Origin of the sequence: Natronococcus sp. A-GB7, from assembly GCF_029688865.1 — an archaeon.
GTDB lineage: Archaea > Halobacteriota > Halobacteria > Halobacteriales > Natrialbaceae > Natronococcus.
This window is the reverse complement of record NZ_JARUKV010000026.1, coordinates 25776-38212: the sequence shown is the minus strand read 5'-3', so window position 1 is coordinate 38212 and position 12437 is coordinate 25776. Positions and strand designations below refer to the sequence as shown.

Below are 12437 nucleotides of genomic sequence, written 5' to 3'. Positions count from 1 at the left end.
TTTCATACTGTTTATATCGGCGAACCGGTGAGATTGACGCTATTCTTGCGCGGCAAAAGTCCGAACCCAGATCGTTCAGAGGAGAGGACGACGTGACTCCTCCGATCTATGCGTTGCAAAAACAAAACATCCGAAACCATCCGGGAGGAGTTCCGATTCGCCGATTCAGCTGGTATTCCGGCTCGTCGGTTCCCCCGTCGGTTCCCGCTCGAGTACGGTTCCCGAGTAGTACCCAGTCAACACTTCGCACGGGAGAACGGTGATAGTGAATCTCATAACTAACAGGGTGAAGGGCATGGGTACGAATAGCATGAGCGAGACACCACTCGAGTATCAACGGGACGTACTCGAGACCGTCGTCGACGAGGCGGTCAGCAAGGGGATGACGTCAGAGACCGAGGCCGAGCAGTTACGCAACCGGGTCGAGTCGCTCGAATCGATGCAGTCGGTCGATCGGCTCTGGGACGACCTCTCCCAGGAGTACGAACTGCTCGAGCCGGCCTGAACGGCTCGAGGGCAGGGGAGCCGAATCGTCTGCAGGGAACAGCAGACCCGAGCGAACGTCGTCGTCGCGGTTCGAAGCGTTTATACTCGGCAGTCCGATAGATCAGCACGACTCGCTGGGTCGCGGGCGCCGGCGGGCACCTGTTCGGTTCGACGCCCACAGGTCGGGATGTGATCCGCGGGGCGACCCGCTGGGTTGAACCAGGAAACGCCCGCAGTGATCACGATGGCAAAGAGCTTCTACTCTCACATCAAGGACGCGTGGAAGGACCCCGACGACGGCAAACTCGGTGAACTGCAGTGGCAGCGCAAACAGGAGTGGCGCGACCAGGGTGCGATCGAGCGAATCGATCGTCCGACCCGACTCGACAAGGCCCGCGAACTCGGCTACAAGGCCAAGCAGGGCATTATCGTCACTCGCGTCTCCGTCCGGAAGGGGACGGCCCGAAAACAGCGACACAAGGCTGGCCGCCGTACCAAGCGCCAGGGTGTCAACCGGATCGGCCGGCGCAAGAACATCCAGCGCATCGGCGAGGAACGGGTCTCCCGGAAGTACCCCAACCTGCGGGTGCTCAACAGCTACTGGGTCGGCGAGGACGGCTCGCAGAAGTGGTTCGAAGTGATCCTCGTGGATCCCGAACACCCCGCGATCCAGAACGACGACGATCTCAACTGGATCTGCGACGACGCCCACACCAACCGCGCGTTCCGCGGTCTCACGAACGCCGGCAAGGACAACCGCGGACTGAACAACCGCGGCAAGGGCGCCGAGAAGGTCCGACCGTCCAACACCGGCGGTCGGGGCCGCGCGAAGTAACGTCGGCTCGAACGCGATTCCGATTCTTTGATCGGCCAGACCGATAGCCACGGCTTCGCGGGCGGAACAAAATCGCCCCCGGTCCCCGCTCGCCGAGCGAGAATCGCCCTCCAGCGTGACCGTTCGTGGGGTGTACTTATTTGGGATGAAACTGTACGTCGGAGCATGGCGAAGCGAATCCTCGTTCCGATCGACGACTCGGACCGCTCGACACAGGCCCTCGAGTTCGCGCTCGAGGAGCATCCGGAGGCATCGGTTACGGCGCTGCACGTGCTCGATCCGGGCGACTTCTACGCGGCGACGGGGATCGAAGGCGGCGCGATGGCCAACTACGACGAGATCCAGGACCACCACGAGACCCGAGCCGAGAACATCCTCGAGGAGGCGGCCAAACACGCGAGCGAACTCGGTGCCACCATCGAGACGGACAAGATCGTCGGCGGAATCTCGCGGTCGATCGTCGACTACGCCGAGGACAACGAGTTCGACCAGATCGTCGTCGGCAGCCACGGCCGAACCGGTGCCAGCCGCATTCTGCTCGGTAGCGTCGCAGAGACCGTCGCCAGGCGCTCCCCGGTTCCGGTGACGATCGTCCGTTGAAGGCGGCCTCACGGCTTCGTATTCCGGAACCGCTCCCGAGACGCGCTCGTACGTGTGTCTATAGTTCTCACACCGTCGAACATACGAACCGTTAGGTTGCAGCTCCGACTGCCAACCGTATGGAAGCCGATCCGACCCGTATCGCGATGGTCTGCGTACAGAACGCCGGGCGGAGCCAGATGGCAACCGCCTACGCCGAGCGCGAGCGCGAAGCTCGCGGCCTCGGGGACGACGTCGAGATCCGCTCCGGGGGAACCCACCCCGCGGCGTCGGTCCACGACGTCGTCGTAGAGGCGATGGCCGAGGAGGGGTTCGACCTCTCGGATCGGACGCCACGAACGGTCTCGGAAGAGGAGCTCGAGGGCTGTGACTACGTCGCGACGATGGGATGCTCGACCCTCGAGCTCGACGCAGACACCGACGTCCGGGACTGGGACCTTGAGGATCCACACGGGAAGGAGCTCGAGCGGGTTCACGAGATCCGCGAGGACGTACGAGGGCGCGTCGGGGCGCTGTTCGACGAACTCGAGGCCGAGCGCGAGTAGGGGAGAGAGGGACGACGAGTATTAGACGGAAACCAGCGACCCGATCGGCGCATCGGTTCGATCACGAGCGCGCTCGATCCCGTCGTCGCCGGCGGCGATGAGCGCGAAGACGCCAGCGACCTCGGCGTCGGCGGTCTCGACGATGTCGAGCAGCAGCTCCTGGGTCTCGCCGGAGCGGATGAGGTCGTCGACGACGAGGACGGATTCGCCCTCGTCGATCGCCGCGGCCGGCAGGTAGTAGGTGAGCTCGATTCCTGACTGGAGCCGCTCGCGGGCCTCGATGAACTCCTCGACGGCCGTCTCCTTGGTCTTCTTCGCGTAGGCACAGCGGGTGCCGTAGTAGCTCGCCAGCGCGCTGGCCAGCGTGATCCCGTCGGTCGCGGCGGTCAGGACGACGTCGGGACGGTCGAACTCGAAGGCGTTGGCGACGACCGGTGCGGCGAGGTCGAGAAACGGCTGATCGAACACCGTCGCCGTGTTGTCGACGTACCCCTCGTCGTCGACGCTGATTCGGGCATCGAGCTCGTCGGCCAGCGCCTCGCGGCCGAGGTCGTCGACGACCTCGCGGGCACGCTCGGTACCGGGAAGGACGTGGCCGTTGACGTACCGGTTGAGATCGCCCGCGGGCAGATCCGTCTCGGCAGCGAGCTCGTCGTAGGTTCGCGTCTCCTTCAACATCCGCAACACGTCGACCGCCCGCAGCTGGAGGGCGGCCTTCTCGGCGCGGTTCATACTAGTATGCACGATGCTGCAAGTATGGGTATTTCGATCTCTTCGGCCGTGTGTGTCCATCACGAACATGGGTTTCGAGAGCGGAGACGGTTGTTCACCGTCGAGGACAGTCAGCTGAGTCGCGGGTCGGCCGCCCTCGGCCGTATCGCTGCACCAGCTGCTGCATGACTCGAGCCTGGGCCTTCTGTAGTAGCCGCGCCGCCGTACTCGAGGCGCAGTCGAGCGCCTCGGCGACGTCGTCGACCCCGCCCTCGCGGGGGACCTCGAAGTATCCGACCTCGACCGCGGCTGTGACGGCCTCGAGCTGTCGGTCTGTAAGGTCGCCGACGAGTGGCGCGTGACGGCGGTCGTACTCGCCGATCGTCCGCACGGTGACGTCGATCGCCTCCGGCAGGTCCTCGAGCATCGCCCGTAGGTTCTCGCCGGTGCCGACGACGGTCATCGAGAAGGCCGCCGTCGAGTCGTAGACGATCGGCGGGACCACCAGGAGATCCAGCGCGGCGAACGCCTGGCGCCAGCGAACGTCCGCCTCGCGGGTCTCCTGACAGATGTAACAGTAGAACGAACGGTCGTCGACGGGGGTCAGGTCGAACCAGCGGACCGAATCGACCGTCTCGAGTGCGTCCTCGTAGGGTCCGCGCTCTCCCGCGACGTAGAACAGTTCGTACTCGAGTGTCGGCTCCCGGTCGTCGACGTTCCAGGCCTGCAGCTCCTCGTATCGTACCGCCTCGCTCTCTCGGATGAACCGCTGCATCGGGTGGAGCATCGCGTCGGGCTGGGAGAGACGAGCCTCGAGGTACTTCATTCGCGTCCCTCGAAGCTGGCCCGCCAGCGCTTATAAAATCACTAGTGGGTCCGTGAGAACGCCGAGGCGGATCCGTCCGTAACCGTCGGTATGGTCGACTGGAGCACCCTCGAGTCGCTGACGCTCGCGTTGTTTGCCGTCGGGATCGGCGCCCTTTCGCTCAACGCCGCAGGCGTCGCCGCCAGTGCCGTCGGCGCGGCGAACTACTGGCCTCCCGGTGAGCGAGGCTGGCGGTTCTACGCCCAATGGACCCTCTCGCAGACGTTCACGATCTGTCTGCTGTTGGTCGCGATCGCCGACCCGGACCAGCTCGGGTTGCCGCGCGGTCCCTCGCTTGTCGTCGGCCTGGCGCTGTTCGTCCCCGGTTTCGCGATCGCGATCGTCGCCGGGGTGGATCTCGGTGGCGAGGAGACGGTCGGTCTGACCGGGGAGCTCCGGACCGACGGCTGGTACCGCTACTCGAGGAACCCTCAGTACGTCGGCTACATCGCCGCGAGCGTCGGATTCGCGCTACTCGCGAACTCGGCGCTCGTCGCCGTCCTCTGTGCGGTGTACGTCGGCTGGTGGCTCCTGCTCCCGCTCGCCGAGGAGCCCTGGCTCCGCGAGCAGTACGGCGAGGAGTACGAACGCTACGCCGAGCGAGTACCCCGGTTCGTCGGCGTAGAAACCGTACGAGCGTTCAGGTCGAACTGACCGGGCTCTCGCCTCAGCCCTGCAGGAAGTCGGGTTCGGAACGCTTCTCCGCGCGCTCGGCCTCGAGGTGGTCCCTGAACTCGTCGATCTCGACGTCGTACTCCTGGTCCTCGAAGCGATCCCGGACCGAGATGTTGCCGTCGTCTTCCTCGTTGTCACCGACGATAATCTGGTAGGGAACCCGGTCGTCGTGAGCCGCGCGGATCTTCCGTTCTAAGGTACTGTCGCGCTGGTCGACCTCGACGCGGAACTCCTCGAACTCGTTTGCGACGCGGTGAGCGTAGCCCAGATTGTCGTCGGAGATCGGCAGCACGCGAACTTGCTCGGGCGCAAGCCACAGCGGGAACCGGCCCTCGAAGTGCTCGATGAGCATCATGAAGAACCGTTCGTAGCTGCCGTACAGCGCCCGGTGGATCATCACGGGCTGGTGGTGGTCGTTGTCCTCGCCGACGTAGTCCAGATCGAAGCGCTCGGGCATGTTGAAGTCGAGCTGGACCGTGGGACCGTCCCAGGAGCGCCCGATCGCGTCCTCGAACGCGAAGTCGATCTTCGGCCCGTAGAAGGCGCCGTCACCCTCCTCGATCTCGTACTCGTGGGCGCGGGCCTCGAGGACCTCCTCGAGCTGGTTCTCGGCGCGGTCCCAGATCTCGTCGCTGCCGACGGACTTCTCGGGGCGGGTCGCCAGCGCCATCTCGTAGTCGAGGTCGAACGTCTCGAGGACCTCCGTGATCATGTCCATGATCTCCTCGACCTCGCTGCGGATCTGGTCGGGGCGGATGAACAGGTGGCCGTCGTCGATCGTAAACGCCCAGACTCGCGACAGTCCCGACAGCTCGCCGCGCTGTTCCTTCCGGTAGACCTTCCCGTTCTCCGCGTAGCGGATCGGCAGGTCGCGGTACGACCAGGACTGGTCCTGGAAGATGGCGGCGTGGCCCGGACAGTTCATCGGCTTCAGGCCGAACTCGTCGTCGCCGACGTCGAAGATGAACATGTCGTCGGCGTAGTTCTCGTAGTGGCCCGAGCGGTGCCAGAGATCGGTCTTGAACACGTGGGGCGTCTCGACGTAGTCGTAGCCCGCGTCTTGGTTGAGGTCCTCGACGAACCCCTCGAGCTCCTTCAGCACCGTCTTCCCGGCGGGGTGATACAGCGGCAGTCCGGGGCCGGTGACGTCCTGGATCGAGAACAGGTTCATCTCCGAGCCGATCCGGCGGTGGTCCCGTTTCTCGGCCTCCTCCTTGCGCTCGATGAACGCCTCGAGGTCGCTCTCGTCCTCGAAGGCCGTCCCGTAGATCCGCGTCTGCATCTCGTTTTCCTCGTCGCCGCGCCAGTAGGCGCCCGCGATCTCGAGCAGTTTGACGACGCCGATCTCGCCCGTCGAGTCGACGTGGGGGCCGGCACAGAGGTCCTCCCACTCGCCCTGCCTGTAGAACGACACCTGGTCGCCCTCCTCGGCGAGCTCCTCGAGCAGCTCGAGCTTGTAGGGCTCGTCGGCCAGTCGCTGCTCGGCCTCCTCGATCGAGACGTCCTCGCGCTCGATCTCGTAGTCCTCGGCGACGATCGCCTCGATCTCGCGCTCGAGGTCGGCGAGGTCGTCCTCGTCGATCTCGAGGTTATCGAAGTCATAATAGAACCCCTCGTCGGTCGGCGGACCGATCGCGAGCTTGACCTCCTCCTCGTCGTACAGTCGCTCGACGGCCTGTGCGAGGCAGTGCGACGCGGAGTGGCGCATCACGCGCAGGTACTCCTCGGAGCCGTCGGTGACGATCTCGAGTTCGGCGCCGTCGTAGACGGGTTCCTCCTTGGCGACGAGTTCGCCGTCGAGCTTGCCGGCGGCGGTGTCGCTTCCGAGCCCGGGCCCGATCTCGTAGGCGCAGTCCTCGACCGTCGCGCCGGCGTCGACCTCGAGTTCGGATCCGTCTGGCAGTACGACCGCTATCCGTTGCTGTGAATCTGATTCTGACATGGCTGTAGTCGGTTGGGGAACTTCGGTGAGAAGTTCGGACGGGCGTCCGCGCACGCCGCTCGCCGGTGGTTCGACGCGCCGAGCGGTAGGTAGTGGTTAGAAGCGGGCGAGAGCCCCTGTAAAGCGGACACCTACCATCGTAGATACGAGTTGTCTCGAGCGGGATAAAAGCGTTGTGATGGTGTGCGCTCGGATCGAACCGGCCCTCGAGCGATCGGCGTCGGTGCCCTACCAACGTCGGCAAATCCGCGGACGGTCGCACGTATTATTAGGTGGTATTCGCTAGGTATATCTCCGAGGGAGCCGAACTCCCGGCGATGGCATTCAGCGACGACCTCCTCGAGTACGGCAGTCACGTCTGGGAGGCACAGCTCGAGCACCCCTTCGTGGTCGAACTCGCCGAAGGAACGCTCGACGAGGACGCGTTCGAACACTGGGTGAAACAGGACTACCGATACCTGCTGGACTACGCGCGGTTGTTCTCGATCGCGGGCGGGAAGGCCCGCGACGAGGCGACGATGACCCACCTGCTGGGCGTTGCCCACCAGGTGCTGGACCACGAGATGGATCTTCACCGGGAGTTCGCCGCCGACTACGGCATCTCGGTCGACGAACTCGAGGCCGTCGAGAAGGCGCCGACCTGCGTCGCGTACACGAGCTTTCTCGTGCGAACGGCCCACGAGGGGTCGATCGCCGAGATCGCCGGGGCGCTGTACCCCTGCATGCAGGGCTACCTCGACGTCGCCGAGCGCATGGCCGACATCGCGACCGAGGAACACCGCTACACGCCGTTCATCGAGATGTACACGAGCGAGGAGTTCCGGGAGGCGACCGACTGGTGTCGCGAGTTCGTCGACCGCTGTGGCGAACGCTACCCCGGCGAGCACGAGGCGATGCGCGAGGCGTTCCTGACGAGCGCGAAGCTCGAGTACCGGTTCTGGGAGATGGCCTACACGCGGGAGGGATGGGAGCTGTGAGCGACGTTCCCGCCAGCTACGACGAGTACGCCGCTGGCGTCGCCGACCCCCGGTTTACCGACTGGCTTCGCGAGCGCTCGGAGCCGGCGTGGACCGACGCAGTGACGCACCCGTTCACCCGCGAACTCGGTGCGGGCACGCTCGAGACGGACGTCTACGCGACCTACCTCGTGCAGGACTACGCCTTCCTCGAGGCCCTCGTCGGAACCTTTGGCTTCGCGGTCGGCCAGGCGCCGGGAATCGAGGCGAAGCGGCCGCTGATCGAGTTCCTCGAGACGGTCACCGACGAGGAGAACGACTCCTTCCGGCGCTCGTTCGACGCACTGGACGTTCCCGACGCCCGCTGGAGCGATCCGGAGCCCTCGCCGACCGCAGCCGCGCTGGTCGACCTGCTGGGGCGCGCGGCTCGCGAGGGCGGGTACGCCGAGACGCTTTCCGTACTGGTCCCCGCGGAGTGGATCTACCGCGAGTGGGCGACTGCTGTCGCAGCGGAGTACGGCGATCCAGATACCGAGCCGCCGAGCGACGGGGCCGACCTGCCGTTCTACTACGCCGAGTGGATCGACCTCCACGCGGTACCGTCGTTCGTTGCGTTCGTCGACGAACTCCGCGGCCAGCTCGATGCGGTCGGGGCCGACTGTTCGCCGCGACGACAGCGGCGGGTCGAACGGCTGTTCCGCCGGACCGTCGACCTCGAGGTCGCCTTCTTCGACGAAGCGTACAACTCGGGATCGTCCGGTGAGCGCACGTAGCAGCTCGAGGGACCCCGGACCGGTACTCGTTTCCCGGTCGATCGTAACGGGTAGCGTATGGCAGCCACCGCCGTCCTCTTCGACCTCGACGACACGCTCTACCCGTACGTGCCCTGTCGGGACGCGGCGCTCGAAGCCGCACACGAAACCGCCCGCGAACTGGGGTACGAGTTCGATCGCGACGCGTTCGACGAGTTCTACCAGACCGGTCGCCGGGAGGTCAAACGCGAACTCTCCGGGACCGCAGCGACCCACGAGCGGTTCATCTACTTCAAGCGCGCGGTGGAGGAACACACCGGGGAACCGCGAGCTGGCGACGCGCTGGCGCTCGGCGAGGCGTTCTGGGAGGGCTATCTCGAGGAGATGGCCCTCTTCCCGGGCGCCGAGGCGACTCTCGAGACCCTCCAGAACGAAGGGATCGATGTCGCGGTGACGACCAACCTGACGACCCGAATCCAGCTCGCGAAAATCGAGCAACTCGGGCTCGAGGACCATATCGACCTCCTGCTCACCTCCGAGGAGACCGGTCGCGAGAAGCCCGGATCGGTCATGTTCACCCTACCGCTGGCACGGCTGAACCGACGCGTATCGGAGGCGGTGATGGTCGGCGATAACGTCGGCGCCGACATCGTTGGCGCCAACGCCGTGGGCCTCGAGACGGTACTGTGGAACGCCGATCCCGACGAGCCGCTCGAGGGACGGCGGAAACCCGACCACAGGATAGATGCCTTCGGGGAGCTAACGGAGCTGGTACTGTGATCCTCGAGTCCGAGCGCCGACAGGTCGTCGAGCACGCCGCCGAGCTGGCCGAACTGACCCCCGCGCGGACGGGGAACCTGAGCGTCCGGGAGGGCACGGACGGCGACGCCTTCGCGATCACGCCGACGGGCGTTCCCTACGACAGCTTCGACGTCGACGGGACGCCGGTCGTCGGCGTCGACGGCGAGCAACGGGACGGCGAGATGGCCCCCAGCAGCGAGGTGCCGATGCACTCGGCGATCTACCGCCGCGAGGACGTCGGCGCGATCGTCCACACCCACTCGCCGTGGTCGACGGCACTTGCGATCGCTCACCAGCCGCTGCCGCCGATCCACTACATGATCGTCGCGGTCGGCAAGGAGGTTCCCGTCGCCGAGTACGCGCCCTACGGCTCCGACCAGCTGGCCGCGAATATCGTCGCGGCGATGGACGAGGCGGGCTCGACGGCCTCGTTCATCGAGAACCACGGACTCGTCGTGACGGCGCCCGATCTCGAGACCGCCCTCGAGAACACCCACCACGTCGAGAGTTTAGCTCGATTGTACCTCGAGACCCGCTCTGCGGGGCTGGAGCCGCGACGGCTCACCGACGACCAGCTGGAGACCGTCCTCGAGAAGTTCGAGTCCTACGGCCAGTAGGAGCGGACAGGGAACGGCGCCAGCCCGTCGCTATCCTCGAAGATACGGTCGAAACAGGTCGTCCTCGTGAAGGTCGGGCGGAGGCGTTTCGAACCACCGAGCTGCCTCGATCTCGCCGGGCTCGGCGCCCAACTGCTCGGTGTCGGGAATCGGTCCATCCGCTCGAGCGTCGAAGACGACGAACTGCGCCGAAAGTCGAACGGTGGCGTCGGATGCAGCTTCGGAGACGTACGTCTGCTCGACGACGAGCAGCGGATCGTCGATAGTCGCCTCGAGCCCCGTCTCCTCGCGCACCTCGCGTCGCGCGGCGTCGGCGAGCGCTTCGCCCGGTTCAACCGCGCCGCCGGGGACGATCCAGCCGTCTGACCAGCGATTCCGGACGAGGACGATCCGTCCCTCGGAGTCGGTAACGCGGGCAGCAGCCGTCAGTCCGGTTCCCTCGACGGTCCACTCCCGGAACGAGTCCACGTTCGCCGGTGAGAGTCGGATGGTCTGTTGCTCTCGCGGAACGGACGGCGGAACGTCGATAGTCATTGCGTTTGCTCGAGAACGGAGATGGGATCAGTCCCGGTCGGCTAGCAGTTCCTCGGCCGTGACGAGCGCCTCCATCTCGAGGCCCGCCTCTTCGACGTTCTCGCGGCCTCCCTCCTGACGATCGACGACGACCAGCGCGCGCTCGACGGTCGCACCCGCCTCGCGCAGGGCCTCGACGGCCTCGACCAGGCTCGTTCCGGTGGTGACGATGTCCTCGAGGACGACGACCTCCTCGCCCTCCTCGAGGCGGCCCTCGACCAGGTTCGAGGTGCCGTACTCCTTGCGCTGCTTGCGGACGATGACGTAGGGAGCGCCCGCCGCGACGCTCGTGGCCGCGGCCAGCGGAACCGCGCCGAGGGCGACGCCCGCGAGCTTGTCGTCGGGCTCGAGACGCTCGGCGAACGCGTCGGCGATCGCCTCGAGACAGTCGGGATCGGTTTCGAAGAGGTACTTGTCGACGTAGTACTCGCTCGTGCCACCGTGGGAGAGTTCGAACTCCCCGAACTGCACGGCGTCGGCCGCGCGCAGCGCGTCGATGAGCTCCTGGTTGGTCATTACGGGGAGAGGCGACTGCCAGCGAAATAAACGGTCTGATCCCGAGCGCCCGACGGTTCGACTCACCCACATCGAGTTCCGGTTCGCCGACGGTTTTGTCGGCAGGTGTCGTCGGTCGGGGTATGGATCTCGCGATCACGAACGTCCTCGCGATCACGATGCGGGACGATCGACTGGGAATCCTCGAGGACGCGACGATCGGCGTCGACGGTGGGCGGATCGAGTACGTCGGCTCGAGCGACGGCTTTGCGGCCGACGCGGAGCGAACGATCGACGGCGACGGCCGCGTCGCGACGCCAGGGCTGGTAAACGTCCACGCCCACACCGACCTGACGCTGTTGCGCGGTGGCGCACAAGACGTCCCCGAGATCGAGTGGATGAACCGCGCGCTCGGGCCGCTCTCGGCGGCGATGGAACCCGAAGACCGCGCCGCGGGCGCTAGACTGGGTGTCCTCGAGGCGCTTCGCTCGGGGGTGACGACCGTCGGCGAGTACGCGGGAGACGTCGAACTGCTCGTCGGCGAGGCCCACGAGCCGATGGGCGTCCGCACCGTCGCGACGGAGACGATCAACGCCGTCGACGGGCCGACCGACGATCTGGGACCCGACGAGCCCTATCCGCTCAGCGAGGAGCAGGGCCGGGCTGCTCTCGAGCGCAACGAGGACCTGTTCGACGCCTGCGCCGACCGCGAGCGCGTCTCGGCGCTGTACGGGCCCCAGGCGCTGGACATGGTACCACGAGGGCTGCTCGAGGAGATCCGCGAGCGCGCCGAGCGCCACGATCGCGGGATCCACATGCACGTCGCCCAGGGCGAGCGCGAGCAGCGCCAGATCGAAGCTCGGTACGGAACGGGCGAGACGACCGTGAGCGTCCTCGAAGAGCTCGAACTCGTTTCCGACCGATTGCTCGCGGCTCACCTCCACGGCGCGACTAACGAGGAGCGCGCCCGCCTGGCCGATGCGGGCGTCCGGATGGCCGCGAATCCGAGTTCGATCGCGGCGATCGACGGGATCACCCCGCCGATCGTCGAGTACCGGAATTCCGGCGGCGTCGCGGGAATCGGCACCGACCAGGCGCCGGGTCCCGGGGGCCACGACTTCCTCCGGGAGTTACGGACGACAGCGCTGCTCGCGAAGACCAAACGAACCGATCCGACGGCGTTTCCGGCCTGGGAGGCGCTGCGCGTCGGGACGATCGAGGGCGCTCGCGCGCTGGGAATCGGCGAGGAGGTGGGATCACTCGAGGAGGGGAAACGAGCCGATATCGTGCTGCTGGACCTCGAGCATCCCTCGACGGCGCCGACAGTGCAGGAACCGCTGCACACAGCGGTGCCGAACCTCGTCTACGGCGCGAACGGGGGCGTCGTCGACACCGTGCTGGTCGAGGGCGAGGTCGTCCTCGAGGACGGAGAGCTTCGGACCGCTGATGAGGGGGCGATCCTCGAGGAGGCGAACGAGCGCGCGACCGACGTGTTCGACCGGGCCGGCGACGCGTGGCGGAACGCCGACTCGGAGCTCGTCGGTGCGGTCGAGGGCGGGTGGCTGTAACGGCGGATCGTGGCCT

Annotated in this window: 15 protein-coding genes; 10 read left to right on the top strand and 5 right to left on the bottom strand. The window is 66.2% G+C overall.

Annotation, left to right across the window (positions count from 1 at the left end; translation table 11 throughout):
• The first annotated feature begins 310 nt into the window (after nt 1–310).
• The 4 genes from QA609_RS19710 (at nt 311) to QA609_RS19695 (ending at nt 2466) form a co-directional block, all read left to right on the top strand.
• On the top strand, nt 311–505 hold the full coding sequence (locus tag QA609_RS19710; RefSeq protein WP_278304337.1) for a hypothetical protein: 195 nt from the start codon (nt 311–313) through the stop codon (nt 503–505).
• Between the two features lie 225 nt (nt 506–730).
• Entirely contained in the window at nt 731–1321 is a 591-nt protein-coding gene (locus QA609_RS19705) for a 50S ribosomal protein L15e (protein ID WP_278304336.1), read from the top strand.
• A gap of 165 nt (nt 1322–1486) precedes the next feature.
• Nucleotides 1487–1921 carry a universal stress protein gene (locus tag QA609_RS19700; RefSeq protein WP_278304335.1) on the top strand — a complete coding sequence of 145 codons (435 nt, stop codon included), beginning with the start codon at nt 1487–1489 and terminating at the stop codon, nt 1919–1921.
• Nucleotides 1922–2040: 119 nt separating this feature from the next.
• The gene (locus QA609_RS19695; RefSeq protein ID WP_278304334.1) at nt 2041–2466 is read left to right on the top strand and encodes a low molecular weight phosphatase family protein; all 426 of its coding nucleotides are present in this window, start codon (nt 2041–2043) and stop codon (nt 2464–2466) included.
• A 21-nt stretch (nt 2467–2487) separates the two neighbouring features.
• Here the strand turns inward: QA609_RS19695 and QA609_RS19690 are convergent, their stop codons facing one another.
• Nucleotides 2488–3198 (bottom strand): phosphoribosyltransferase family protein, encoded by a 711-nt coding sequence (locus QA609_RS19690; protein WP_278304333.1) that lies wholly within the window; start codon nt 3196–3198, stop codon nt 2488–2490.
• 94 nt (nt 3199–3292) lie between these two features.
• Nucleotides 3293–4003 (bottom strand): helix-turn-helix domain-containing protein, encoded by a 711-nt coding sequence (locus tag QA609_RS19685; protein ID WP_278304332.1) that lies wholly within the window; start codon nt 4001–4003, stop codon nt 3293–3295.
• A 90-nt stretch (nt 4004–4093) separates the two neighbouring features.
• Here QA609_RS19685 and QA609_RS19680 point away from each other — a divergent pair, with 90 nt between their 5' ends.
• Nucleotides 4094–4696: a PEMT/PEM2 methyltransferase family protein gene (locus QA609_RS19680; RefSeq protein ID WP_278304331.1), complete on the top strand. Its 603-nt coding sequence runs from the start codon at nt 4094–4096 to the stop codon at nt 4694–4696.
• 13 nt (nt 4697–4709) lie between these two features.
• Here the strand turns inward: QA609_RS19680 and thrS are convergent, their stop codons facing one another.
• Nucleotides 4710–6659 (bottom strand): threonine--tRNA ligase, encoded by a 1950-nt coding sequence (gene thrS, locus QA609_RS19675; protein ID WP_278304330.1) that lies wholly within the window; start codon nt 6657–6659, stop codon nt 4710–4712.
• 317 nt (nt 6660–6976) lie between these two features.
• Between thrS and tenA the strand changes: the two genes are divergently transcribed.
• The 4 genes from tenA to QA609_RS19655 are packed head-to-tail and all read left to right on the top strand — an operon-like array spanning nt 6977 to nt 9785.
• The gene (gene tenA / locus QA609_RS19670) at nt 6977–7636 is read left to right on the top strand and encodes a thiaminase II (protein ID WP_278304329.1); all 660 of its coding nucleotides are present in this window, start codon (nt 6977–6979) and stop codon (nt 7634–7636) included.
• Nucleotides 7633–8388 carry a TenA family protein gene (locus QA609_RS19665; RefSeq protein WP_278304328.1) on the top strand — a complete coding sequence of 252 codons (756 nt, stop codon included), beginning with the start codon at nt 7633–7635 and terminating at the stop codon, nt 8386–8388. The genes tenA and QA609_RS19665 overlap by 4 nt, the downstream gene beginning before the upstream one ends.
• Nucleotides 8389–8445: 57 nt before the next feature.
• A complete protein-coding gene (locus tag QA609_RS19660; protein WP_278304327.1) occupies nt 8446–9147 on the top strand; it encodes an HAD family hydrolase in 702 nt (233 codons plus the stop codon).
• A complete protein-coding gene (locus tag QA609_RS19655; RefSeq protein WP_278304326.1) occupies nt 9144–9785 on the top strand; it encodes a class II aldolase/adducin family protein in 642 nt (213 codons plus the stop codon). Before QA609_RS19660 ends, QA609_RS19655 begins: the two co-directional genes overlap by 4 nt.
• Nucleotides 9786–9815: 30 nt before the next feature.
• On the opposite strand, the gene QA609_RS19650 is transcribed toward QA609_RS19655, so the two are convergent.
• On the bottom strand, nt 9816–10319 hold the full coding sequence (locus tag QA609_RS19650; RefSeq protein ID WP_278304325.1) for an NUDIX hydrolase: 504 nt from the start codon (nt 10317–10319) through the stop codon (nt 9816–9818).
• Between the two features lie 27 nt (nt 10320–10346).
• On the bottom strand, nt 10347–10874 hold the full coding sequence (gene pyrE, locus QA609_RS19645) for an orotate phosphoribosyltransferase (protein ID WP_278304324.1): 528 nt from the start codon (nt 10872–10874) through the stop codon (nt 10347–10349).
• A 122-nt stretch (nt 10875–10996) separates the two neighbouring features.
• Between pyrE and QA609_RS19640 the strand changes: the two genes are divergently transcribed.
• Nucleotides 10997–12421 carry an amidohydrolase family protein gene (locus QA609_RS19640; RefSeq protein WP_278304323.1) on the top strand — a complete coding sequence of 475 codons (1425 nt, stop codon included), beginning with the start codon at nt 10997–10999 and terminating at the stop codon, nt 12419–12421.
• Nucleotides 12422–12437: the final 16 nt, after the last annotated feature.

Excerpts from the sequence above, each read along its gene's own strand:
- QA609_RS19710 (WP_278304337.1), top strand. The coding sequence starts at position 311 with ATGAGCGAGACACCACTCGAGTATCAACGGGACGTACTCGAGACCGTC.
- QA609_RS19705 (WP_278304336.1), top strand. The coding sequence starts at position 731 with ATGGCAAAGAGCTTCTACTCTCACATCAAGGACGCGTGGAAGGACCCC.
- QA609_RS19700 (WP_278304335.1), top strand. The coding sequence starts at position 1,487 with ATGGCGAAGCGAATCCTCGTTCCGATCGACGACTCGGACCGCTCGACA.
- QA609_RS19695 (WP_278304334.1), top strand. The coding sequence starts at position 2,041 with ATGGAAGCCGATCCGACCCGTATCGCGATGGTCTGCGTACAGAACGCC.
- QA609_RS19690 (WP_278304333.1), bottom strand. The coding sequence starts at position 3,198 with ATGAACCGCGCCGAGAAGGCCGCCCTCCAGCTGCGGGCGGTCGACGTG.
- QA609_RS19685 (WP_278304332.1), bottom strand. The coding sequence starts at position 4,003 with ATGAAGTACCTCGAGGCTCGTCTCTCCCAGCCCGACGCGATGCTCCAC.
- QA609_RS19680 (WP_278304331.1), top strand. The coding sequence starts at position 4,094 with ATGGTCGACTGGAGCACCCTCGAGTCGCTGACGCTCGCGTTGTTTGCC.
- thrS (WP_278304330.1), bottom strand. The coding sequence starts at position 6,659 with ATGTCAGAATCAGATTCACAGCAACGGATAGCGGTCGTACTGCCAGAC.
- tenA (WP_278304329.1), top strand. The coding sequence starts at position 6,977 with ATGGCATTCAGCGACGACCTCCTCGAGTACGGCAGTCACGTCTGGGAG.
- QA609_RS19660 (WP_278304327.1), top strand. The coding sequence starts at position 8,446 with ATGGCAGCCACCGCCGTCCTCTTCGACCTCGACGACACGCTCTACCCG.
- QA609_RS19650 (WP_278304325.1), bottom strand. The coding sequence starts at position 10,319 with ATGACTATCGACGTTCCGCCGTCCGTTCCGCGAGAGCAACAGACCATC.
- pyrE (WP_278304324.1), bottom strand. The coding sequence starts at position 10,874 with ATGACCAACCAGGAGCTCATCGACGCGCTGCGCGCGGCCGACGCCGTG.
- QA609_RS19640 (WP_278304323.1), top strand. The coding sequence starts at position 10,997 with ATGGATCTCGCGATCACGAACGTCCTCGCGATCACGATGCGGGACGAT.